Here is a 23,273-nt window from a genome sequence, read left to right as displayed (position 1 = left end):
CAGCCAACTACAACCTGGCACGCCCACACTCGGCCCTTGGAGGCATCAGCCCGTTCCAAAGACTGAACAACCTTCTTGGAAACGACACCTAGGCCTGCCCGCTCCGGAAGGCGGTTCGCATATCGGCGTCTAAAGCGCCGTACTCAGAACGCGCGTCACCGACTTCCGATCCGGATTGAGCATGATGTAGCTCGGCCGGCTTTCAAGTTTCAGCCGCTTGAGCATGATCCTGGTCTTGGCCAGCAGCGTGTCGTCGCGCGAGGCGGCTTCAAGCTTGTGCTCCAATGCTTCCAACGTTTCGATGGCGTTCTCGATGCGGTCGAGTGCTGCGAGGCTCTTGGCGAGCGAGAATTCGGCGCCGGCGAAATCGGGTGAGAGCGACAGCACCTTGCGGAAGGCTTCCGCCGCTTCGATGTGCCGGGACAGCGCCTGCAGCTCCATGCCAAGCCTGAGCCAGGCCTTGGCCGATGTCGGCACCGAATTGGCGAGCGTCTGGTAGTGGACCAGCGCCTCGCGGTGTTCGCCCTTGGCCGACAAAAGCTGGCCGATGCCGTAGAGCGCGCGGGAATAAGTGGCGTCGGTGGCGAGGATCTGGCGGTATCCGTTTTCCGCCCGTTCCAGCTGCCCCTGCTGATGCAAACGCGTGACCTCGGCGAAGATGCCGTTGAGCGACCGGGTATCGAGGCGATCACCGTTGTTGCGTCCGCTCTTTGTGTAGATCTGGGCGCAGTTGATCTTGCTCTCGGTCACACCGAAGGCGAATTTGTAGGGCTCGTCGCCGCGCAAGAAATCATAGGTGGTGAGGCCGTTCTCGATCGCCAGCTTGATGCAGTGGCCGTGCAGTATCAGGCCGGTAGGGATGGAGGTGACGGCCTCGTCTCGGCCGGCCATGAAAAACAGCAACGCCTTCTTGACCGGATCGACGAAGATGGCAAGCCCACCCAGCGGCCGGTCGCCCTGCCACAGGACCGGCAGGTAAAGCGTGCCGTTTCGGAAACTGTCCCGTAGCACGCGGCGATTGTTGTGCAGGATGGCGGCGAGCCGGTCGCCCTTGCGGGCGCCCCATTTTATCCGCCAAAGGTCGAGCAGCGTGTCGATGTCGCGCTCATAGGTGTCGGCATCGGCGCGGGTGATGCGCAATTCCCCCGCATCGACCTTGCGCAGGAAGCGCCGCAGCTTCTGCCTGGTGTTGGTGCTGAGCACATTGTCGAGATAGCCGTCGAATGTGTCGGGCAAGGCGGCCGCGAAGCAGCGGCAGTTGTCGACATTGTCGGCGGCATTGACGCGGCTGAACTCGCGCATGGCAAAGATGTCGCGCGAGAACTGGCCGATGAAGGCAAAGACGCGCTCGCGCGACATGCGCAGGTTTTCGAGATTGAGCCGCGCCCAGCCCATCTGGGCAACGTGGCGGCCGAAGGCCTTCAACGCCATTTCGGCATGGACGGGATCACAGATGGCGCCGGTGTAGTCGGCGGCATTGTTGCCGGCCATGCTGATCTCGTTGAAGAATAGTCCGGTCTTGCCGCTCATGCGGGTGCGCATACGCAACGGCATGAGCGCGACATAGGGCGATCCCGGGTTGCCGAGGCGAGCGGCAAGCACGAACCAGGCGCCCTTGTAGAAACGCATGTAGGGCACCAGCCAGGCCCAGGAGACGAAGAACTGCGCCTCCGGATCGGCCTTGTACAGGCGCTCCCAGTCCTGCCGCAGCTTGGCCAGCGTTTCAACATCGGTAATAACGTCGACTTGCATCTCTGTCCCCCTCGATGACATGGTTTCCCCTTTGCTCAACGTTCCATGAAGGCGCGCGACATGCTGTCGGCAATAGGCTTGGTCAGATACCGGAAGAATGTCCGCTCCTCGGTCTGGACCAGCACCTCGGCGGGCATGCCGGGCGTCGGCGAGAAGCCATGGACGCGCGAGATCTGGTCCGCCGACAGGCTGACGCGAGCGACATAGACTTCGCGTGCGACGGGACCCGACGTGTCCGGCAGCGCGTCGGCGGAGACGTAGATCACCTCGCCTTCGAGCACCGGCGTGGTGCGCCGGTTAAGCGCGGTAAGCTGTACCGTTGCCTTCTGGCCGACACGGACACTGTCAATGTCGGTACGGGAGATCAGCGTCTCGATGACGAGCGGCACGTCCGACGGCAGGATCTCGACGATCGGCTTGCCGCTTTCGATGACGCCGCCTGATGTGTGGTAATACATGCGCACGATGGTGCCGGCGACCGGGGCGTTGATCGTCACGCGGCTGAGGATGCTCTTCGCCTGGCGAAGCTGCTCGCGGATCGTATCGAGGTCACCCTCCAGGTTCTGCAACTGCTCGAGTGCAGCCTGCTTGTAGGCTTCTTCTGCCTGTTTGATTTGCTGGTCGAGCTTGATGACCTCGGCGCCGATCTCGGAAACCTGAGCGGCAAGGCGGCCGATCTGCCCCTCGGCATCGGCCATGGCGCGCTGGATCGCCTTGATTTCGGTAGCCCGGAGCAGACCCTTGTCGAGCAACTTCTTCTTGCCTGCATATTCTTCCTGCATGAGCGTCAATTGTCGACGCACGGCAGCCAGTTGTTCGTCGTAGCCGCCCGATCGATAGACATAGGCGGCAATGTTCTGCTTCAGCAGGCCGATCTCGCTTTGCAACTTGCTGCGTGCGGCGTCAAAGGTCAGTTGCTGACCGTCTACGATCGGCTTGATCTCGGGGTCATCGAGGTTGTCGGTGACGCTCTTTGGAAACGAGATGTTCACCGCTCCACTGATCTCGGCATTCAGCCGCGCGGCGATGGCATCGAGGCGAACCTGACGCAGGAAGAGCTGACGCTCGCTGGCTTCGGCTGCTGTTTCATCGAGGCGGACGAGAGGCTGGTCGTAGGTGACGACGTCACCTTCGCTAACCAGCAGTTCCTTGATGATGCCGCCTTCCAGATGCTGCACGATCTTGTTCTGGCCGGCGGCGACGAACGAACCCTGGGCGATGATGGCGGCAGCGAGCGGAGCCGTGAGAGCCCAGGTGCCGAAGCCGCCAAAAGTGAGCGCTATGAGCAGGAGGCCGATCTTTGTCTGCTTGCCGATCGAGCGCGGTACGTCGGCGTACCATTCGAGGTCATGGACCTTGACGATTGCCGTATCGCTCATGACTTTGTCCCCTTACGGAATCTGATGGCCGAACGAGCCGCCCTCGATGCTCAACCCGCGCTGGGCAAGTGCCTGGAGCACGTCCTGTCGCTTGCCGAACAGGGCCACCGTGCCGTTGACCAGCAACAGAATCTTGTCGACGCTCTGCAGAAGTGCCGGACGCTGCGTGATGGTGATGACGGTGATCTTGTTGTCCTTGGCGTGCTGCAGTGCACGGGCAAGTGCCACGTCGCCGGCGGCGTCGAGGTTCGAGTTTGGCTCGTCCAGCACGACCATGCGCGGGTTGCCGAAGAAGGCGCGGGCGAGCGCGATACGCTGCTTCTGGCCGCCGGAAAGCGGTGCGCCGTCGGCTGCGACGAAGGTCTCGTAGCCATGCGGCAAGGTGGCGATCATCTCATGCACGTCGGCGAGCATGGCCGCCTGGTAGATATCGGCGTCGCTGGCATCCTCGCGCATGCGGGCAATGTTGGCCTTGATCGTGGCAGGGAACAGCTGAACGTCCTGCGGCAGATAGCCGATGTTCTCGCCGAATTGGCGCTGGTCCCAGTTGCGCAGGTCCATCAGGTCGAGGCGCACATTACCCGAAGTCGGCAGGATCGAGCCGACAAGCATCTTGCCGAGCGTGGTCTTGCCTGCGCCCGAATTGCCGATGATCGCAAGGGAGTCGCCCGGGGCCAGGGCAAAGGTGATGCCGTTGAGCACGACCCGCTTGGTGCCCTGGGGCACGAACAGCAGGCGTTCGACGTCGAGGCGGCCTTCCGGCCGCGGCAGGTTCAGCCGTTCGAAATTGAGCGGCGAGCTTTGCAGCAGGCTGGCGATGCGGCCATAGGCGGCGCGCGATTGTACGACCTGGTTCCAGCCTTCGATGGCACCCTCGATAGGGCCGAGAGCGCGGCCGGCGATGATCGACGCGGCGATGACCATGCCGCCGCTGAGATGGCCATCCAGGGCGAGATGCGCACCCCAGCCTAGCATTGCGACTTGCGTCAGCAACCGCACTGCCTTGGATGTTGCGGCGAAGGCGATGTTGCGGTCCTGTGCGAGGACTTGCGCCCTGAGCGAGCCGGCCGTGTCCTTGCCCCAGATGCGCACGGCTTCCGGGATCATGGCGAGCGCGTTGATGATCTGCGAATTCCGCGACATCGAGTCGAGATGCAGGTTGGCCTTGCTCTGGAACGAATTGGCTTCGCTGAAGGAGGCAGCCGTCGAGCGCTGGTTGATGATGGTGATCACGAGCAGCAGCAACGCCGATGTGACGACGATGAAGCCGAGATGCGGATGCACAAGAAACACGGCAAGCACGAACAATGGGGCAAGCGGGGCATCCAGCAGGGACAGCAAGGTGCCCGAAACGAGGAATGAGCGCAGTTGTCCGAGGTCGCTGAGCGTCTGGTATTCGCGGCCGTTGCTGTGCAGCGCGGCGCGCGCCGCGGCACTCAGGATCGGTGCGCCGAGTTGCGCAGCCACCTCGACGGCGGTCCGCATCAGGATGAAACGACGGATCGCGTCGAACATCGCCTGAAGGATCACGGCGCCGACGATCACGATCGTCAGCATGACCAGAGTGTCAACGGAGCGGCTGGTCAGCACGCGATCGGAGATCTGGAACAGATAGAGCGGGATTGCGAGCACGAGCACGTTGCTGGCCAGAGTGAACAACATGACGATCAACAGGTTGCGCTTGACGACGTTGAGGCCGATCTTCAGCGAGGCGGAGAAGTCGATCGGGCCAAGGCGCTTGTGGAAGACGCCGCCACTGCCACCGCCGCCGCCGCCACCACCGCCGCTACCACCGCTGTCGATGTCGCCGCCGCTTGGGCCTTTGGCTTCAGGCAGTTTTTCCTTCGGCTTGATCGGGCCGTTGTCGGCGTCGATCACCTTGCCAACCGGCATCGACGTATCTTTCATTTCAGTCTTTGCCGGTCCCTGCGGCTCACTTACCCGCATGTCGGGGCGAGGGGGAGCCGATGCTGCCGTGGTTGCCGGTTGCGGCGCCTCTTTGGATTCAGGCCTGGCCTGAGGAGCAACTGCCTGGGGCTGGGGCGCGGCAATGGGTTCCTCCGGAGCCGCACGCTGAGCCTGATGCGGCGGCGTGCCGGGCGCTGTTTCGGCGGGGGCAGACGCTGGGGGGCGTTGAGCCGTAGCGCTCCGCTCCGGAGGTATGATCGAGGGCTCTGATGGCCTCTGGGGTGGTTGATGCGGGCCCGCCCGTACAGCCTGCGGCGCAGGGGTCGAGGTTTCCGGTGACTTGCGTTCTGCCTGAGCGGTCGGCTTGTCGCCGGCAGCGTCGCGCAACTCGCCCACCACGTTGTCGATGTAGCGTTCCAGCCTGTCGAGCGCCTGCTCCTGGGGAGCTATTGCACTCGACAGCCGAGCCTGCGGCAAGGGCTTGGGCTCCGATGTCCGCGGAGGTGCCGGCGAACAGTCCTGGTTGTCGCCTTCATCAGGCAAATTATGAAAACCACTCCAGCTTTCACGGTCGTCAGTCATCTTGCGCCCCTCTCATTCGGCTCAGCCCAGCATGTGCTGCATGACGTCGGCCGATCCGGAATCTGCGGCTTGCGGTGCGATGTTGGTGCCTTGGGAAGCGTCGCCGGTGTCGTCGCCATTGCTGTCATCGAGGAAAGCCACAGCTTCACTGACAAGTGTGTCCGGGTCCTGCCCTCCCAGATCCGGCTCGCTCGACACGAGGTTGGCCTGGATTAGGATCTCATCGGAGTAGCTGTCGCCGCCGACATAGATCTTGGAGTAGCCGTCGACGTCGACGATCGTGGCGTCGTTGACCAACTGGTTGCCGCCGGTGGCGATCGTCCAATCCGCGTCAGGATTGGCGACCATCTCGTTCATGGCAAGCGCTACCTGGTCGCTGTCGCCCACCACGGTCGTCTGCTTGATGTATTGCAGATTGTATATGTCGCCCGAGATGTAGAGTACGCGCAGCACGCCGATGCCTGCGAAGGCGGCGTCCTGAAGAATGGACGTCGGCAGTTCCTTGTTGCCGGCAGCGAGATCAGCCGAGGCGGTGTCATAGCCATCCGGCAGCGGCTCGCAGGTGCCTGCACCGACATTGACGATGCTCGCCTGGTTCCACAGCAGGTTTCCGCCCGTCGAGGCGGAGCCTTCGCCAGTCGTCTCGAAGCCGTCGACGGCACCGATCATGTCGTTGTCGATCAGCAGGTTGAGCTGATGGATGATGCTGGCGTCGTAGACGTTGCCACCAACTATGATGAGGTCGTAGTAGCTGCCGAGTTCGTACAGGCTGAGGCCATTGAAGGCGGTGTTGTCGCCGGTCGAAACGACCGACTGCACACCGGACGAGGAAGCGATGACAATGTCATTGTCCATGACGAACGCGTATTGCTCGATCCAGTTCATCATCAGCAGGTCGCCCGAAATTTCGGTGACCACGTAGTAAGCGGGGAAGCTGGGCGGGGCGTCGGGAGTCGCGTCGGTTTCTCCTGCCGAAGGATCGATGTGCTTGAACATCGCGATGTTGAAGCTCTCGTTCTCGCCACCTGGATCAAACGGCCAGCCGCCGATCGCCGAGCCGACGCTGTCGGCATCGCATGTGCCGTTGATCTGCACGATGGCGTTCAGCGAGTAATGGTCGCCAATCACGGCCATGACCTCTGCCGAGACCCATTCGTTGACCACGACAGCATTGTTGATGACGGTGTTGCCGCCGGTGGTGATCTCGACGCTCGGGTTCACCGTGCCGTCGCCCCAGCCGTCCATGAAGTCGCCGGAGTCCGGAGGCGTGTCGATGTCGAGCGGGCCGTCGGGGCCGCCTGCATCCTCTTCGTCGTCGTCGTCGTCGTCCTTGAGGAAGTTGACGTAGTCCTCCATGTCCGGGACGTCGGCTTCGTCGACAAGCTGGCCATTGAAGTAGGTGCCTTCGAGTGCTTCGCCCTTCGTGGTGAAGACCTCCGCATTGCCATGGCCATCGCCACTGAATCCGGTGAGCCGCGCCTGGGCGGTCGTCACGAAGGTGGCCATCTCTTCGGTCGTGCCTGGAAGCGTCAGGTCGTCGATCGGCGACAGGTCGGCCGCGGCCTGCTGCAACTCGTCGAGCGAACTGTTGTCCAGTGCCGCCGGGGTGAATTTCAACCCGCTGCCGCCAAAGCCGACATAATCGTCGTCGGACAGCCGGATTTCCTGGTTGACGATAGCGGCCAAATCGCCGGGCGGCTCAATCTGAGGCAGGACGACACCGCCCGATCCGACCGTGGTGCCATCGGGAAGGCGGGTGAAATTGTGAAGGAACGGTCCGTCGGGTATCTCTATGTCCGGAGGAGTGAAGGCAACCTTCGACCAGACGGTGACCTGCTCGATCTCGGGCCGCATCGCCAGATACGGCACATTCGGATCAAAATCCTTGAGGGTATGGGAGGCATCGACTTTGATGGCGACGGTCTGAGGGTCCGGAAGCTCCTGTTGGGCCTGTTGGTTCGCCCTGAACCCGTCATAGGCCTGCTTCTGTCGCGCTTCCTCGACGTTTGTCTCGAACAACCCGACGAAATGGGCAATCGCTTCAGAGACCTTGTCTAAATAAACGGAATTCATCTGCCTAGCCTCCGCCCTTTGCGAACGGAACAGCAGCGCCTAGGCGCCGCCGCCGGTCACGTTTGAGGACTGCGCGGAAAACTCCGCGCAGTCCGTTTCGTTTGGCTGTTGGTCGCAAATCATCCGACCGGCGCCGGGCGATCAGGCGTTGTCGTCTTCGCCAGTCAGCGTCTCGGTGAAGTTGCCGCCGACAACGGTCATGTCGACCGTATTGCCTTGCAGATTGGCACCCATCACAATCTGCTGGTTGAAGGCGCTGGTGTCGATGATGGCGTCGGCGCTGGCGAAGCTTTCACCAGTGACATAGCCGTCGTCGCTGTTGCCCGATCCCCAGCTGCCGCCTGCGCCACCTGCGCCACCGGCTCCACCCGTAGCTGCGCCGACCGTGCCGCCGCCGCCGCCGCCGCCAGCCCAGGCTGCGCCGCCCGTAGCATTGCCGCCAGTGCCGTCAGCCCAGGCACCGCTCAGCGCGTTGCCGCCGTCGCCGTCGCCATAGGCCCATGCGCCGCCGGACGTGCTTGCGCCGCCCGTTGCTGCGCCTGCGGTCGCCGAACCACCGGTACCTGCGCCGCCACCGCCACCGCCGCCGCCATTGCCTTCACCGGAGCCTTCGCCATAGCCTGCGCCGAAGCCGGCACCGAAGCCTGCGCTGAGTGCATCGCCGGTATCGCCCTTGGCATCGCCGCCATTGGCGTTGGCGTCGCCGCTGTCGGCGTCTGCCTTGCCGGAATCGGCGTCGCCGCCGCGGCCGGTGTCGGACTTGGCGTTGCCGCCGTCGCCCTTGGCGTCGCCGCCTTCACCGAAGTTCAGCACGGGGATGATCGGTACGAATGCGTCGATGCCGTCGCCAGCGTCGCCCTTTGCATCGCCGCCTTCGGTGTCGCCGCTGTCGCCGCCATTGCCGGCGTCAGCCTTGCCGGAATCGGCATTGGCGTCGCCGCTGTCGGCCTTGGCGTTGCCGCCGTCACCCTTGGCATCGCCCGAGTCAGCTTCGCTCGCGCCAACTCCAAGTCCGGCACCCAGGCCGAGACCGAGGCCGAGACCGAGGCCGGTACCACCATCGCCGCCCCTGCCGCCGTCGCCCTTGCCGCCGTCAGCGTCGGTGTCGGCGCTGCCACCCTTACTGTCGCCGCTGTCAGCCTTGGTGTCACCCTTGGCGTCGCCGCCCAAGGCCGCGCTCAGTGCCAGGCCACCTTCGCCCTTGCCGCCGTCGGCTTCGCCGCCCTTGGCGTTGCCACCGTCGCCGCCGTCGGCTTCGCCGCCCTTGGCATCGCCGCCGCCGCCGCCGCCGCCGTCGGCATTGATGCCTTCTTCAGCGGATGCGTGGCCGCCCTTGGCGTCGAAGTCTTGCTTGAAGTAGCCGTCGTTCTTGACGGTCGCTTCTTCAAGCTTGTCGTTGTCGACCATGTCGGCGGTCTGGGTGATGACGAATGCGTTGCTGTTGGCGCCCATCGCGCCGGTCAGCACGTCCTTGAAGCTGATGTCGTCGCCCGGATCGTAATTGACGTCGCCGTCCTTGCTGAAGAGCACGTCGCCCTTGATGTCGCCGCCGGCATGGATGTCGGCGAAGTCGTTGTCTTCCTTGTAGTCGCCGAGACGGCCTTCGAGCTCGACATCAACGTCGACGTCGACGTCGACCTTGGTCTCGGTCTTGTTCTCGTTCTTGTTTTCGTTCTCGTTCTTGGATTCGTTCTTGTTCTCGTTTTCGTTCTCGGACTTGTTCTCGTTCTCGTTCTTGTTTTCGGACTCGTTCTTGTTCTCGTTCTCGGACTTGTTTTCGTTCTCGTTCTCGGACTTGTTCTCGTTCTCGTTCTCAGACTTGTTTTCGTTCTTGTTCTCGTTTTCGTTCTTGTTTTCGTTCTCGCTGTCGCCGCCCAATTCGATCTCGTTGCCGATGAATTGCAGGCCAAACGCATTGAGATTGTTGCTGTTACGATCAGACATCGTCTTGTCCTCGGTTGGGACCGCGATCACTTGACCGTTTTCATCTCTAACACGGTCTCGGGTTCACGCGGACGGTTGAGTTTTCGATGGAGAAACGAAGGGTCGCCAGGCTGAGGGGACTGATAGCCGGGTACCCTGAACTCATTCTGGTCGGTGGAAGCCCTCCCCTTGCTGGCGGGGGTGGGAGACTTGGATTCTCACAATGTCGTGAACGCAAGGCCGCTACAGCTGGCCCAAATCGCGACTTATTGCGGATTCTCAAGCACCCACGCCCATGTTGCTTGAACCAACAAAGTCTGTGGCCGTGACCCCGAAATTGTAAGCTGACAGTTCGCGCTAGGCTGTTTGGGCGGGCGGCCCAAGAACTCGCGATAGCGATCTAGCTATTGCAGCCGAGAATCGGCGGGAAATATTGAGCTATTGCAATCACTGTACAATTACGTGTCGTCGATCTGGGAAACGGCCAAGTTCCGGCTGCTTGTTGCGGATGAAAAAACGCAGCGTTGATCGCTCGATCGGGCAGGTCAGCTTAGGCCGAAGGGCTAGCTCGCGCGGCGGTCCAATTGACCGGATGGGCTACATCAGCGCCCTCGATAGCTCATCTTGGATATACCGAACCGTTAACAAGACGTATATGCTATTAACTAATGCTCCCCTTAGGCGGCAATGGGGGAAGAAATAGCTTTGTGAACATTGGGTGGGAGACCTCATGTACCGAGTGGCTATTCCCAGCGCACGCCGCGCTAACGGAGCAGATGGCTCCGCACAGAAGACCTGCAAGACGTTGCTGATCGTCGCTCCGGCCGATTTCGTGTCGGAGAGCCTGATTTTCGCAATCGAACGCGAATTTCACTGGATCACTGTCGAGCAGGTGCCGACGCTTGCCGATGCGTGCGTCGGCTTCGAGGCTCCGGTTTCGCTGATCCTGGTCGAAGCCAAGCAACTGCCGCAGGTCGCGGCCCAGTCCGAACGGCTGGCGCTTCTGCACCCCTCGGCACAGGTCATGCTGATCCAGGAAGACGGCAGGCAGGAGGTTTCGATCCGTGATGTCGTCACCGCGCGGAACGTTCGTGGTGTTCTGCCGATGAACCTGAAGCTTGACGTCTGGCTGTCGGTGGTGCGCCTGGTGTTGCGCGGCGGCGAGTATTTCCCGCTGTCCTTGTTCGAGCCGATCGTCGAACGACGCCGCGCCGGAGTGCTCGGACCGATCGCCAATCTTGAAGCCCCGTCACCGAAGGCGCCCGTCGCGCAGGACGGCGAAACCGACGATTTCGACGAACTCACGGAGCGCGAGCTGCAGATCCTGGCGATGGTTGCACGCGGCCTGCAGAACAAGCTGATCGCCGCGGCGCTCGGGCTGTCCGAGCATACGGTGAAGATCCACCTGCACAACATCATCACCAAGCTTGGCGCGCACAATCGCACCGAGGCGGCGGCGGTCTATCACAAGCGGCGCGACAGCGTCGGCGATCGTCGCGTCAGCAGCGACGGCGTCGTGCCGCACGCTCAGCATACCTTGTCATGAGCGCGCGATGCCGCGTTTCCAGGACGTGCTGCTTACCGTTGGCCAGTTGAACTACACCTGGACCAACACCGAAAGCCTGCTCATCTATCTGATCGCCGGTCTTGCCAAGGTCGACAAGGAAACGGCGATCATCATCTTCCTCACTCTTAATACGACGCGTGCGCGCCTTGATCTTGTCGAGCGCCTCGCAAAGATGGCGAAGACACCGCAGGTCTGCCGCGACGCCGTGCTGTCGGTGGCCGACCAACTGACCCACCAGGGCAAGCTGCGCAACAAGTACAGCCACTGCATCTACTCGTTCGACGAGACCGGCACTCGCGCCAGCACCCAGCTGATGCGCATCTTCGACAGCAAGGACAGCGTCCGCTACGGCAAGAACGAGGAGCTGGACGACAACGAGATGCATCGCATCTCGGCCTCGATCGAGGCGATCAGGGACATCAACCGGCAGATCTGGAAGATCGTCGAGGAAAATCAATTCCCGCACTGAGCGGGCTGGGCATCCTCAAACGCCGATCCGCGTCCACCTTCCGCTTTCCGACTGCGACTGCCGCGCAAAGTAGCGGTAGGGCGTGCTTTTCCAGTTCCTGATGGCGCCGGTGCGGTTGTCCAGGATGAGGTCGCCGCTGTCGGTGCGGACCGTCAGCACCGTGTGTCCGGTGCCGCCATAGGTGGCGACGGTCAACAGAAGCGTGGATGCCGGCCAGCCGAGCTTGCGCAGCTCGTTCTTCTTGAGAATGGCGATGTCCTCGCAGTCGCCCACCGATGTCGGCAGCCGCCAGTCGTCGTCACGTCCTGTCGTGGCGATGTCCTCGCGCTGCCGGATGCGCTGGTTGACCGAGACATTGACCCGCTTGAGGTCGTTCATGCGCGCCTCCGTCAGCGCCATCACCTTGGTCTTGCCGGCGGTGCTGCATAGTCCGGGTTGTCTAGTGCAAAAGGTATTTGCCGCCGGCGGGGCAAAGGCATAGCCGACCGTACTCATGCTTGATCCGGAGGTGACAGACTGGCTGCAGCCAGCCGTAAGCAAGGCGATCGCAACAAGCGCCGCGAACTTGTACATGTGCTGTTCCCCCTCTCAACGGGTACTAGCAGACAGCATATTAGAGCTAGATAAATCAACCCATGCTGGCGGCCTTTGCACCGATTTCAAAAGGTTGTATGCTTAACAAAGTGTTTCCGATGATCGGAACGCGTGATCATAGCGCCAGTTTGGGGACGGGCGCGTTTTTTCCCTCAGGAGGAAGAAATGACGACGTACCCAACCTGCGTGCGCAGGATTCACACGATTCTGCTGGTTTCCTCGGCTCTTGCGGCGGTCAGTTTTGTTTTCCCCGCATCAGCCCAGAGCAACATCCGGCCACGCATGACGGCCGCGCAATGCCAGCCACTTTCCCAAAGCAATTATGAAATGTGCTGCATCGCGCTCAATCGCAGCAGCATCATGTCGGCTGACGAACTGGCGCAATGCCCACCACTGACCACGTCGCTGATCGCGGCCGTATTGGCCGGTAGCGAGAATGACGGCGATGACGGCGGCACCGGAAGCGACGGTGACGGCGGTGGTGATGGCGACGGCGACGGCGGTGGTGATGGCGACGGCGACGGTGATGGCGACGGCGACGGCGACGGCGATGGCGGCGGCGGTGGCGGCGGCGGCGGCGGTGGCGGCGGCGGCGGTGGCGGCGGCGGCGGTGGCGGCGGCGGCGGCGGCGGCGGTGGCGGCGGTGGCGGCGGCGGTGGCGGCGGCGGCGGCGGTGGCGGCGGCGGTGGCGGCGGCAGCGAAGATGGCGATACTGGTGGCGGCGGTGCCGGTGGAGCCGGTGGCGGCTCGGGCGGCGGTGCCGGTGGAGCCGGTGGCGGCTCGGGCGGCGGTGCCGGTGGAGCCGGTGGCGGCTCGGGTGGCGGTGCCGGTGGAGCCGGCGGCGGCTCGGGTGGCGGCGCCGGTGGCTGAGCCTGACCGAACCTGATCGGGCAACATGCTGGAGATCCCGGGCGGCGACAGCCGCCCGGTTTATTGTTGGATGCAGCGGATATAGCCCCGGCTGGGGCCGTTTATTTGGATACCGCCCAATAGCGGTCGTCGGCAAAGGTCGTGCCCATCATCAGGCCCTTGACCCGCGCGCTGACGCCGACCTTGCGCACTTCCTGGAACATCATGATGAAGGGGGAGGTGTCCGTATGCACCTTCTGGATCGCCTCATACATGGCCTTGCGCTTGGCCGTGTCCTGCTCGCGCACCGCAGCCATGGCATCGGGCGAAAGCCGGCCGGCGTTCCAGCCGAAGCGGTCGGCCAGGCTGTCGGAGCCGTCGGGAGCATCCTGTTTGTTGACGGCGAAGGCCTTGGCGTTGGAGTGCGGGTCGGGATAGTCAGGCCCCCATAGCCCAAGCCAGATGTCGAGGTCGTGGTTGCGGTAGCGCTCGAGCCATTCGCGGCCGCCGATCACCTGCAGATTGATATGGACGCCCGCCTGCGCCATGGTGGCCTGGATTGCCTTGGCGAAATCGGTGAAGGGTTGGGTGTCCCACACCACCATGTCGAGCGAGAACTCGCCGCTGACCCCGCCTTCGGCCAGCACCGCCTTCGCCTTTTCGACGTTGAAGCTGAAAGGCGTATAGGCGATGGCGCCGAGGAAGCCGTTGGGCACCAGCGTCTGGTGCACTTCCATGGTGCCGCGTGAAATGGTGTCGACGATGCCCTGGTAGTCGACGAGGTACTTCATCGCCTCGACCACCTTGGGATTGGCGAGATACTGGTTCCTGACGTTCAGGCCCATGTAGTAAATGTTGCCCGAGCGACCATGGACGATGGACAGCTTCGGGTTGTTGGTGAGCGTGTCGAAATCGTTGGGCCCGAGCCGGTTGGCGATGTCGATCTCGTCGGTTTCGAGCAGCCAGCGCTGGGCCGAGCTTTCGGCGACATGGCGGATGAGCACGTGCTCGACCTTGGCCGGCTCGCCCCAATAATTGTCGTTGCGGGTCAGCAGGATCGACACCCTCGGTTGCCATTTGCTGAGCGCAAACGGCCCCGATCCTGCGGAGTTTTGTGCCTTCAGCCAGCCATTGCCATAGTCGCCGTTTACTTCCTGCGCCTTGACGATCTTGCTGTCGACGATTGCGCCCATGTAGGACGACAGGCAGTAGAACAGGAAACTCGGCGAATAGGTTTCGGCAAGGGTGATGACCAGGGTCTGGTCGTCCAGCGCCCTGATGCGGTCGTCGACATTGTCAGGCGAAAAGCCGAACTGGCCGATGATGAAGGCCGAGCGCGACTTGAGGTGAATGACCCGCCTCAGTGAGAATTCGGCGTCCCACGCCGTCACCGGATTGCCCGAGGCAAAGCGCGCCTTCGGGTTCATCTTGAAGGTGAAGATCTTGCCGTCGGGCGAAATCGCCCAGCTTTCGGCGAGCAGGCCCCTGATGCGGGTCGGGTCGTCGACGTCGAAGGTGAGCAGCGACTGGTAGATCTGACTGCTGGTCAGCACGCCGCCGACCTCGCCGACCTCGCCCGGGTCAAGGGTCACGACGTCGTCGATGGCATCGGCGACAACAAGCGTATCGTCAGGCGTATGGGCGAACGCAACCGAAACGGCGAGCGCCATCCCCAACATCGCCGCAACCATCGCCTTGAACAAACGCATGCCTCTTGTCCCCTCATGAGCCGTTGCTGCGGCCCAAATCATCGGCTCGGCGGCGTCGATCAGAAAGTCGTCGTAATAGGCCGATTTGTGAAGGGGTTATATTCTTTTGCCCGCATATGAACATGCGGCATGATGCATGGAATCGTATTTCAACTTTATCCAGGTTTCGCGTATTCTGTTTCGAAATTCCCGCCGCTTTGGGTCTCGGATGGCGTGTTCATGTCGCGATTCCGGATTACTGTTGCTCTCAACGTCTGTTTTTGGAATCGTTTTCTCCTGGAGTTGTCCGATGCGCTTTTCTCTGTTGGCTGCAGTCGTTACTGCCGGGTTGGCTTTTGCCACCGGCGCGCAGGCCGAACGCCTGACCGACAAGCCGCTTGTCGACACCGCCTGGCTCAAGTCCAACCTCGGCAACAAGAGCCTCGTCGTGATCGACGTGCGCGATGCCGCCAAGGATGGCGCCAACCCCTACGCCAAGGGCCACGTGCCCGGTGCCGTCAGCGCTCCCTATTCGACGGTCGGCTGGCGGGCCGAGGTGAATGGCGTTCCCGGGATGCTGCCGCCGCTCGAGACCATCACCAAAACCATCGGCGACCTTGGCGTCAGCAATGACAGCCATGTCGTCATCGTACCGAATGGCACCGACTCCTCGGAATTCGGCGGCGCCACCCGCGTCTACTGGACCTTCAAGGTGCTCGGCCATGACGCCGTGTCGATCCTCGATGGCGGCGCCCGCGCCTGGGAAGCCGCCGGCGGCGAACTGGCAACCGATGTCGCCAAGCCCGCGGCGGTCGCCTTCACGGGCGAGCTGAAGAAGGAGCTTCTGGCCACGACCGCCGATGTCGAAAAGGCACGCGCCGAAGGCATCAAACTGATCGACGGTCGCCCGGCCGCGCAGTTCAAGGGCGAGGCGAAGAGCCCTGTCGTCCGTGTTGCCGGCACCATTCCCGGCTCGAAGAATCTCGAAAACAGCAAGCTCTATGACGCGGAAAAGGCGTCCTTTGCGTCGAAGGAGGCGGTTGGAAGCCTGTCGCAGTCCGTTGGCCTGGCCAAGGACGAGCAGAACATCGCCTTCTGCAACACGGGCCACTGGGCGTCGGTGGTGTGGTTCGGCCTGAGCGAGGTCGAGGGCAACAAGAACACCAAGATGTATGATGGTTCGATGGCCGAATGGGCCGCCGATCCGGCACGCCCCGTGCAGCCCGGCAACTGATCGCCAGAGGGCAGGGCCGACATGACGATGTCCGGGAGCGATCCTGGACATCTTCGTTTGCAGCGGCCACGCCTACACTTCCAGAATGTCCCGGACTGATCTGAAATGACTGAGATAAATGCCACCGCGCCGGCACCTGTCGCTGGCGTCAACCTCGACAAGGGACCTGTCGTCTTTGTCGGGCTTGCCTTGATCCTCGGCGGGCTCGCCATCGGCCAGGTGATCGACACGCGCCAGGCGGTGCTGTTTGTGATCGGCGGCCTGCTTGGGCTGACGCTCTACCACGCCTCCTTCGGCTTCACTGGCGGCTGGCGCCGCTTCGTCGTCGAGCAGCGTGGCAATGCCATCCGCGCCCAGATGCTGATGATCGCCGCGGCAGCGGTCGTCTTCATTCCGCTTTTGTCGCTCGGCAGCTTCAACGGCCAGGCGCTCGTCGGCGCCTTCGCGCCGGTCGGCGTGTCGGTGCTGGTGGGTGCCGCGATGTTCGGTCTCGGCATGCAACTCGGCGGCGGCTGCGGCTCGGGCACTTTGTTCACCGTCGGCGGCGGCAGTTCGCGCATGCTGGTGACGCTGATCTTCTTCATCGTCGGCGCAGTCATCGGCACGGCGCATCTGCCGTGGTGGCTGGCGCTGCCGTCGCTGCCCGAGATCAGTCTCGGCAAAACACTTGGCGTGACGGGCGGAGTGATCGTTACACTTGTCGGCCTGGCGGCCGTCGCCGGCCTCACCGTGCTGGTCGAGCGTCGTGCCCATGGCGCCATCGAGACGGCAAAACCCGCGCCACGCCAGGGCGTGGGCCGCTTGCTGCACGGTCCGTGGCCGCTGATCGGGGCAGGGCTTCTGCTCGCCGGGCTCAACATCGCGACGCTGGTCACTGCCGGCCATCCGTGGTCGGTGACCTTCGGCTTCGGCCTGTGGGGCGCCAAGGTGGCGCAGGCGGTCGGCGTGCCAGTCGAGACCTGGGCGTTCTGGACCTGGCCCGGGCCGGCCAAGGCGCTGGGCTCCAGCGTGCTCGCCGACATCACCTCGGTGATGAATTTCGGCATCATCTTGGGAGCCGCGCTGGCCGCAGGCCTCGCCGGCAAGTTCGCGCCCAAGGTGCATGTGCCTTTCGCCTCGTTCCTGGCGGCGGCCATCGGCGGCGTGCTGATGGGCTATGGCGCGCGGCTGTCCTTCGGCTGCAATGTCGGTGCGCTGTTTTCCGGCATCGCCTCGGGCAGTGTGCATGGCTGGCTGTGGTTCGCCTCGGCCTTTGTCGGCAGCCTCGGCGGTGTCGCTCTACGTCCGCTCTTCGGTCTCGATGGGTTCAAGAAATGAGCGCGCGCAACACTCTGCTGTTCGGCACGGCCTTCCTCGCCGCCACCTCGGCCGTCGCCGTCGACCATTACCGCTTTGCCGTGCCGAAGGCTGCACCCGCTGCCGCCGCGCCGGCAACGCCCTGCGCCGCCGGTAACCCGTGCGCTGCAGGCTCGCCTTGTGCCGCAGCTTCGCCCTGCTCGGCCGCATCGCCTTGTGCCGCGGCCGCTCCTTGTGCCGCAGCATCCCCATGCGCGGCAGCGTCGCCATGTTCAGCAGCTTCGCCTTGCTCGGCGGCACCCGCTCCGGCGGCCGTCGCCCCTTGCGGCGCTGCCTCGCCCTGCGCGGCAGCTCCCGCACCTGCCGCATCTCCATGCGCTGCCGCTCCCGCTGCCTCGCCTTGCGCGGCCCAGCCGCAATAGGCCAAGCTGCGGCCCGGAGGCCAAGGATGGACGAGGTGAGAGTGGAGGCGGCGCGACAGGCGCTGTTTTGCGAGCAGGTGCTGGCGAAATCGAGCAGCAACGTGCTGCTCGAGACGCTGCGCGAGGCCAAGTCGGTGGCCGCCTGGGAGCATTTTCCCCAAGGCGACGTGTTCGACGCTGAGACGGGTGCGCAGTGGTATTACCACAGCCACCCGCCGCAGGAGGGGCAGGCCGAACACGGTCATTTCCATTGCTTCGTCAGGCCGGAAGGCGCCAACGGGCCGATCCACCACGTGGTGGCGGTCGGCGTCGACGCCTATGGCCGGCTGCTGCGTCTGTTCACCGTCAACCAATGGGTCGTCGGCGACAACTGGTTGGAAGCCGAGGCGACGATCGCGCTCTTGCCGCGCTTCGACCTACATTTTGCCCGGCCGTCCTACCTGGTCAATCGCTGGCTGAGTGCCGTGCTGGCGCTCTATGGCGAGGAGATCAGGGCGCTGATCCGCGAGCGCGACCGCGTACTGGCCGCGCATCATCAGGCGAATGGCGCTCCAGCGCGCGACGACCGCGCGCTGGAGGTGACGTCCGAACTCGGCGTTGACCTTCGCCAGATGGCCGCCGGCCTGGGCGTCTGAACGCATTGGAACTGCGCGTCGTGCTTTCCTGAAATCGGTCCCGATTTCGGGGCCGGTGCGCTATCCCCTCAGGATGATCCTGATGGCCTGGTCGAACACGGGGTGCATGCTGCTGGCATAGAAGGACAGGCGGTTGCCCGAGCCGGCATTGCAGGCCATGGCCACCGTCAGGCCGGACCTGGGCTCGTGCTGCATGACGGCGACGTAGCCCGGAATGCTGCCTTGGTGGCCGAAGAACGGGCGGTCGGCGTAGCTGCTCTGGAACAGGCCGGCACCTGTCTCGCGCATCCGGGTTCCGGGAAAGCTGACTTCTGCGCGGTTCTCGCTCATTTCGCGGAACAGCGGTGCCGGCAGGAGGCTGCCGTCAAACAGCCCACGCATGAAGACCACCATGTCACTCGGCGTCGACACCATGTCGCCGCAGCCATAGGCGCCGGAAAAGGGAAAGCTGTCCGAGGAGTCCTGTAAATCGTCGGAATAGGGCAGAACGCCGTCCATGCGCCACATCTCGCCGCCGTCGGCCAGCGTCGCGCTGGCACCTGTCACAGGCTTCGGACGATGATAGTAGCCGCGCACGATGCGCCCGGACGGAAAACTTTCGGTCGCCGGCGACCATGTGTCCTCGAGGTCGAGCGGTCCGAGGACCTTTTCGCGGAGATAGGCGCCGAGCGACAGGCCGGATGCCGCTTCGATCAGCATGCCGGCCAACACATAGCCGGTGTTGTTGTAGACCGCCGGGCCGCCGGGTGCGGTCTGGCCGCCGACGTTGAAGGCGAGCTCGACCAGTTGGGCCGGCGTCCAGGTCCGACTCGGGTCCATCGGGATGTCGTATTCGAACTCCGGCAAGCCGCCGCGATGGTTGATCAGCTGGCGCACCGACACCTCGCCCGATCGCGGCAGGTCGGGGAACCAGGCTGAAATCGGCGCGCCGAGATCGACCTTGCCGTCCTCGGCGAGCTTCATCAGCGCCGCCGCGACGAAGGTCTTGGTGCAACTGCCGATCTTGAACAGCTGGTCCGGTGTGACGGGCAGGTTGAGCTGCTTGTCCGATACGCCCGCGGTGACGGCAACGACCTCGCCATCGCCACGCGCGAAGGCGAGGGAGGCGCCTACCGCGCCCTCGGCGCGGTAGGTTTCGAGCAGACGGTTCAGGTCTTCGCGCATGACTGTCTGCTTTCTCCGTTGCTTGCCTTACTCGGCGACGTCGACGGCGGCGAAATTCTGCCGGCCGAACGGATCCATCACATAGTTGAGCACGCTCTTGCGCACCGGGATCGAGACCACCGAATGGGCGATCGGCGCTTCAGGCACCTCTGCCTTCAGGATCGCCTGAGCGGCGCGGTAGATCTCGGCGCGCTTCTCCGGATCTGATGTGACGCGGCCGGCAGCGAGCAGCTTGTCGAACTCGGGATTGCACCAGCGCGAACGGTTCGAGCCACCCTTCACACCGTCGCAGGCAAAAGAGAAGGACAGCATGTTGTCGGGATCACCGTTGTCGCTCGAACCGCCGAGCAGATAGGCGTCGTGCTCGCCCTTGCCGGTCCGGGTCAGGTATTCGCCCCACTCGAAGGTGACGACCTCCGACTTGACGCCGACAGCCGCCCAGTCGGCCTGGATCATTTCGGCCATGCGGCGGGCATTGGGGTTATAGGGGCGCGACACCGGCATGGCCCAAAGCTTGATATTGGTGCCGGCGTCGAGGCCTGCTTCCTGCAGCAGCTTCTTCGCACCTTCCGGATCGTAGTCGATCGCGGCGTCGGTGACCGCACCCAGTTGCATCGGCGGCACCATGCTGCCGGCCAGGCTGCCGGCGCCCTGATAGACCGCTTCGACGATGGCCTGGCGGTTGATCGCCTTGGCAAGCGCTGTGCGCACGCGCACGTCGCCGAGCGGCTTGTGCTCGGTGTTGAAGCCGACAGAGCCGATGTTCTGGCCCGGCTGGCTGAGGATATCGATCTCGGGATTGTCCTTGATCTCGGCAAGTGCTGCGGCCGGCGGCGGGGCGGCGACCTGGCACTCATTGGCCTTGATGCGGGTGACGCGGACCACAGGCTCCGGCGTGATGGCGAAAATCAGCGTGTCGATCTTGGGCGCGCCGTTCCAGTAGTCCTTGTTGGCGACGTAACGGATCTGGGCGTCCTGCTGGTAGGCCTGCAGGATGAATGGGCCGGTGCCAACCGGGCGCTGGTCGATGATTTCGGGCGTACCGGCGGCGACCATCTTTTCGGTCTGCTCGAGCGACAGGATCGAGAGGTAGTCGAGCGCGACCCCGGCGAGGAAGGTGACGTTGGCTTCGGTCAGGGTGAAGCGCACCGTGTAGTCGTCGACCTTCTCGATGCTCTTGATCATCGAGCCCATGCCGAGGCCGAAGAAGTACTCGTAAGATGCGTTCGACAGCTTGTGATAGGGGTTCGCGGTGTCGCGCTGGCGTTCGAAGGTGTAGAGCACGTCGTCGGCGTTGAACTCGCGCGATGGCGTGAAGGTGTCGTTGGAATGGAACTTCACGCCCTTGCGGAGATGGAAGGTGTAGACCTTGCCGTCTTCGGAGACGTCCCATTTCTCTGCCAGGGCAGGTCCGACTTCGGTGGTGCCCGGCTTGAATTCGACGAGGCGGTTGAAGATCGTCTTGGCGGCCGCATCCATGGTGGAGTCCGCCACCGTCAGCATCGGGTTGAAGGTCTCGGGGCTGGCCTCCGAGCAATAGACAAGTGTCTTGGCGTAGGCCTGGCCGCCGAACATCATGGTCGAGGCGACAAGCGCCGAACGCAGAAACATGCCAGAAGAAGTCATTGTTATCGCTCCCTTTATGGTTGGTTGTGGCACGCAGCGGTTCTCCTCCCACAGCGCCGAGATGCTTGCTGCCTGAGGTCTACGTGCCCACGGCACGGATGCCGTTCGCCTGCACGAAACGGTCCGGCGCGAGCGCGCCATAGGTTATGCCGAGTTCGACGAGATCATCAGGCAGTGGCTCGCCGCGCATCAGTGCAGATCCCAAACGGGCCAATGTCAACGACACCTGGAAGCCGTAGCCGCCCTGGCCGCCGAGCCAGAAGAAGCCGGGCAGGCGCGGGTCGAAGCCGACGACCGGCGTGCGGTCTGGCGCAAAAGTTCGCAAGCCGGCCCAGGGCGTCGACGGCCGGCCAACATCGAGACCGGTCGCTTCCTCGATGTTGTAGGCGGCGGTGGCGACGTCGATGTCCTCGGGATAGGCGTCGCAGGGTTCTGTGTCGGCCTCGTCGGCGAGTGAGCCGATCAGGCGGCTTGCATCAGGCTTGAAATAGAAGCGCTCGTGCAGGTCGACGACGAGCGGCCATTTGCGCACATCGACGCCGGCGGGCGGGTCGAACAGGAAGGCGGTGCGCCGCTTGGGCATGAAGCCGAGGCCGGACAGGCCGGCACGGCCGGCGATGACGTCGACCCAGGCGCCTGCCGCGTTGACGACGATGTCGCCGTCGTGGATGCCCGACGCCGTGATGACGCGGAAGCCTTCCGGCGTGCGCTTGATTTCGAGCACATCAGCGCCGGTAACGATCTTGCCGCCCGATACCTTCAGTGCAGAGGCCTGGGCCTGGACCATCTTGCCGGTGTCGATGTCGACGGCACCCGGTTCGTAGACGGCACCGCAGGTCCGCTCCGGCGCGATCAGCGGCACCAGCTCGCTAACGTCCCGAGGCGACAGCCGCCGCACTGATGGCACCAGTGCCTGGTACTCTGCAGCGAGCTTGTCGATGGCATCGTCGTCGTCGGGGCCGCCGAAATGCAGGGCGCCACGCACATGCTCGATGAAGCCGCCATCGATGATGGCCTGCCGGCTTGCCACCGACAGGGCGCGGACCAGCGTGTTGCCGTAGGTTTCGGTGAACAGGGCAGCGGAGCGCCCGCTGGCGTGGTAGCCGAGCTGGGATTCGCGTTCGATCACCGTCACCTCGGCCCATTGCTGGACTGCGGCTGCGAGCGAAAGGCCGGCAATGCCGCCGCCAATGACGATAACTCTGGGGGTGTGGGACGTGGAATGCATGGCCATTCGTAAAATCATTTTCTGATCTGGTCAATAATTAGCGGATAGGAAAAATATGGGTGAATCTTGCGACAAGGAAGGAGTTGGACTAGCTAACATAGTCAGGTGATGGAGATGCCAATGTCCGAACAGCCGAATCTCGGCGACTGCCTGCGCAACCTGAGACGGCAACATGGCTGGACGCTTCAGGACGTCAGCCACCTCACCGGCGTCGCGGTGTCGACGTTGTCAAAAGTCGAGAACGACCAGATGTCGCTGACCTACGACAAGCTGCTGCAGATATGCGGCGGGCTCGGCATCCATGTCACCGAGCTGTTGAGTGGCGATTCAAAGCAGCCCGCGGCGCGTACGCGCCGGTCGGTCACGTCGAAGAGCACGACGCTGCGCCAGCTGACGCGCAACTACGACTATTATTACCTCGCCACCGATCTGGTGCGAAAGCGCATGGTGCCAATTCTGGCCGATGCGCGGGCGCGCACACTCGAGCAGTTCGGCCCGCTGACCAGCCATGCCGGCGAGGAGTTCCTGATCGTGCTGAAAGGCGAGATCGAGGTCCACACCGAGCAATATGCGCCGGTGCGGCTCAAGGCTGGCGAAAGCGTCTATATCGACAGCACCATGGGTCACGCCTACCTTTCGGTCGGCGAGGGCGATGCGGAAATGCTGTGCGTCTGTTCCGGCGACGAGCCCGATATGGAGCAGACCCTGATCGGCCTCAATGAGGAAGAGAAGGTCGGCACCTAGAGCGTCTTGCTGGAAGTTGCAAAACGCGCCAGTTCCTGGAGTGGCTTAGGTGTCGAAGCTATGAAGGTTGTTCATTCGAGGAGGGACTGAGAAGCTGGGGTTGCGAAGCCAACCAACCTTCAGTGGAGCTCCCCGAATGA

Annotated in this window: 19 protein-coding genes; 8 read left to right on the top strand and 11 right to left on the bottom strand. The window is 63.4% G+C overall.

Annotation, left to right across the window (positions count from 1 at the left end; all coding sequences use genetic code 11):
* Window positions 1-129 precede the first annotated feature (129 nt).
* The 5 genes from HNQ95_RS31645 to HNQ95_RS31625 all read right to left on the bottom strand — a co-directional run bounded on the left by HNQ95_RS31645 (window position 130) and on the right by HNQ95_RS31625 (window position 9,638).
* On the bottom strand, window positions 130-1,752 hold the full coding sequence (locus HNQ95_RS31645; protein ID WP_182576112.1) for a GNAT family N-acetyltransferase: 1,623 nt from the start codon (window positions 1,750-1,752) through the stop codon (window positions 130-132).
* A 35-nt stretch (window positions 1,753-1,787) separates the two neighbouring features.
* Complete coding sequence (locus HNQ95_RS31640; RefSeq protein WP_182576113.1) at window positions 1,788-3,131, bottom strand: HlyD family type I secretion periplasmic adaptor subunit; 1,344 nt, start codon at window positions 3,129-3,131, stop codon at window positions 1,788-1,790.
* 12 nt (window positions 3,132-3,143) lie between these two features.
* The gene (locus tag HNQ95_RS31635) at window positions 3,144-5,039 is read right to left on the bottom strand and encodes a type I secretion system permease/ATPase (protein WP_376769284.1); all 1,896 of its coding nucleotides are present in this window, start codon (window positions 5,037-5,039) and stop codon (window positions 3,144-3,146) included.
* 603 nt (window positions 5,040-5,642) lie between these two features.
* Complete coding sequence (locus HNQ95_RS31630) at window positions 5,643-7,694, bottom strand: type I secretion protein (RefSeq protein WP_154387572.1); 2,052 nt, start codon at window positions 7,692-7,694, stop codon at window positions 5,643-5,645.
* 141 nt (window positions 7,695-7,835) lie between these two features.
* Window positions 7,836-9,638 carry a hypothetical protein gene (locus HNQ95_RS31625; protein ID WP_067966216.1) on the bottom strand — a complete coding sequence of 601 codons (1,803 nt, stop codon included), beginning with the start codon at window positions 9,636-9,638 and terminating at the stop codon, window positions 7,836-7,838.
* Between the two features lie 709 nt (window positions 9,639-10,347).
* Between HNQ95_RS31625 and HNQ95_RS31620 the strand changes: the two genes are divergently transcribed.
* A complete protein-coding gene (locus HNQ95_RS31620; RefSeq protein ID WP_067958720.1) occupies window positions 10,348-11,163 on the top strand; it encodes a helix-turn-helix transcriptional regulator in 816 nt (271 codons plus the stop codon).
* Window positions 11,164-11,170: 7 nt separating this feature from the next.
* Complete coding sequence (locus HNQ95_RS31615; protein ID WP_182576115.1) at window positions 11,171-11,653, top strand: hypothetical protein; 483 nt, start codon at window positions 11,171-11,173, stop codon at window positions 11,651-11,653.
* A gap of 15 nt (window positions 11,654-11,668) precedes the next feature.
* On the opposite strand, the gene HNQ95_RS31610 is transcribed toward HNQ95_RS31615, so the two are convergent.
* On the bottom strand, window positions 11,669-12,226 hold the full coding sequence (locus HNQ95_RS31610; protein WP_067958727.1) for a transglutaminase-like cysteine peptidase: 558 nt from the start codon (window positions 12,224-12,226) through the stop codon (window positions 11,669-11,671).
* A gap of 62 nt (window positions 12,227-12,288) precedes the next feature.
* Here HNQ95_RS31610 and HNQ95_RS31605 point away from each other — a divergent pair, with 62 nt between their 5' ends.
* Window positions 12,289-12,573 carry a hypothetical protein gene (locus HNQ95_RS31605; RefSeq protein WP_182585856.1) on the top strand — a complete coding sequence of 95 codons (285 nt, stop codon included), beginning with the start codon at window positions 12,289-12,291 and terminating at the stop codon, window positions 12,571-12,573.
* A gap of 34 nt (window positions 12,574-12,607) precedes the next feature.
* Window positions 12,608-13,117, top strand: coding sequence for a hypothetical protein (locus HNQ95_RS31600; RefSeq protein ID WP_182585855.1), 510 nt, complete (start codon window positions 12,608-12,610; stop codon window positions 13,115-13,117).
* Window positions 13,118-13,218: 101 nt separating this feature from the next.
* On the opposite strand, the gene HNQ95_RS31595 is transcribed toward HNQ95_RS31600, so the two are convergent.
* A complete protein-coding gene (locus tag HNQ95_RS31595) occupies window positions 13,219-14,805 on the bottom strand; it encodes an ABC transporter substrate-binding protein (RefSeq protein ID WP_182576117.1) in 1,587 nt (528 codons plus the stop codon).
* Between the two features lie 289 nt (window positions 14,806-15,094).
* On the opposite strand from HNQ95_RS31595, the gene HNQ95_RS31590 reads away from it, so the two are divergent.
* Together HNQ95_RS31590 and HNQ95_RS31585 are read left to right on the top strand one after the other, a co-directional pair.
* Entirely contained in the window at window positions 15,095-16,018 is a 924-nt protein-coding gene (locus tag HNQ95_RS31590) for a sulfurtransferase (protein WP_182576118.1), read from the top strand.
* Between the two features lie 105 nt (window positions 16,019-16,123).
* Window positions 16,124-17,335 (top strand): YeeE/YedE family protein, encoded by a 1,212-nt coding sequence (locus HNQ95_RS31585; protein ID WP_182576119.1) that lies wholly within the window; start codon window positions 16,124-16,126, stop codon window positions 17,333-17,335.
* A 67-nt stretch (window positions 17,336-17,402) separates the two neighbouring features.
* Here the strand turns inward: HNQ95_RS31585 and HNQ95_RS31580 are convergent, their stop codons facing one another.
* Window positions 17,403-17,741, bottom strand: a complete 339-nt coding sequence (locus HNQ95_RS31580; RefSeq protein ID WP_083948500.1) for a hypothetical protein — start codon at window positions 17,739-17,741, stop codon at window positions 17,403-17,405.
* A gap of 21 nt (window positions 17,742-17,762) precedes the next feature.
* Between HNQ95_RS31580 and HNQ95_RS31575 the strand changes: the two genes are divergently transcribed.
* Window positions 17,763-18,371 carry a DUF6969 family protein gene (locus HNQ95_RS31575; protein WP_067966218.1) on the top strand — a complete coding sequence of 203 codons (609 nt, stop codon included), beginning with the start codon at window positions 17,763-17,765 and terminating at the stop codon, window positions 18,369-18,371.
* A 60-nt stretch (window positions 18,372-18,431) separates the two neighbouring features.
* On the opposite strand, the gene HNQ95_RS31570 is transcribed toward HNQ95_RS31575, so the two are convergent.
* The 3 genes from HNQ95_RS31570 to HNQ95_RS31560 all read right to left on the bottom strand — a co-directional run bounded on the left by HNQ95_RS31570 (window position 18,432) and on the right by HNQ95_RS31560 (window position 22,389).
* Window positions 18,432-19,535 (bottom strand): serine hydrolase domain-containing protein, encoded by a 1,104-nt coding sequence (locus HNQ95_RS31570; protein ID WP_182576120.1) that lies wholly within the window; start codon window positions 19,533-19,535, stop codon window positions 18,432-18,434.
* A gap of 27 nt (window positions 19,536-19,562) precedes the next feature.
* Window positions 19,563-21,161, bottom strand: a complete 1,599-nt coding sequence (locus HNQ95_RS31565; RefSeq protein ID WP_067958742.1) for an ABC transporter substrate-binding protein — start codon at window positions 21,159-21,161, stop codon at window positions 19,563-19,565.
* Window positions 21,162-21,240: 79 nt separating this feature from the next.
* A complete protein-coding gene (locus tag HNQ95_RS31560; RefSeq protein ID WP_182576121.1) occupies window positions 21,241-22,389 on the bottom strand; it encodes an NAD(P)/FAD-dependent oxidoreductase in 1,149 nt (382 codons plus the stop codon).
* 120 nt (window positions 22,390-22,509) lie between these two features.
* Here HNQ95_RS31560 and HNQ95_RS31555 point away from each other — a divergent pair, with 120 nt between their 5' ends.
* Window positions 22,510-23,133: a helix-turn-helix domain-containing protein gene (locus tag HNQ95_RS31555; RefSeq protein ID WP_182576122.1), complete on the top strand. Its 624-nt coding sequence runs from the start codon at window positions 22,510-22,512 to the stop codon at window positions 23,131-23,133.
* The last annotated feature ends 140 nt before the right edge of the window (window positions 23,134-23,273 follow it).

This window comes from Aminobacter ciceronei (genome assembly GCF_014138625.1).
GTDB lineage: Bacteria > Pseudomonadota > Alphaproteobacteria > Rhizobiales > Rhizobiaceae > Aminobacter > Aminobacter ciceronei.
This window is presented reverse-complemented; position numbering and strand designations above follow the sequence as displayed.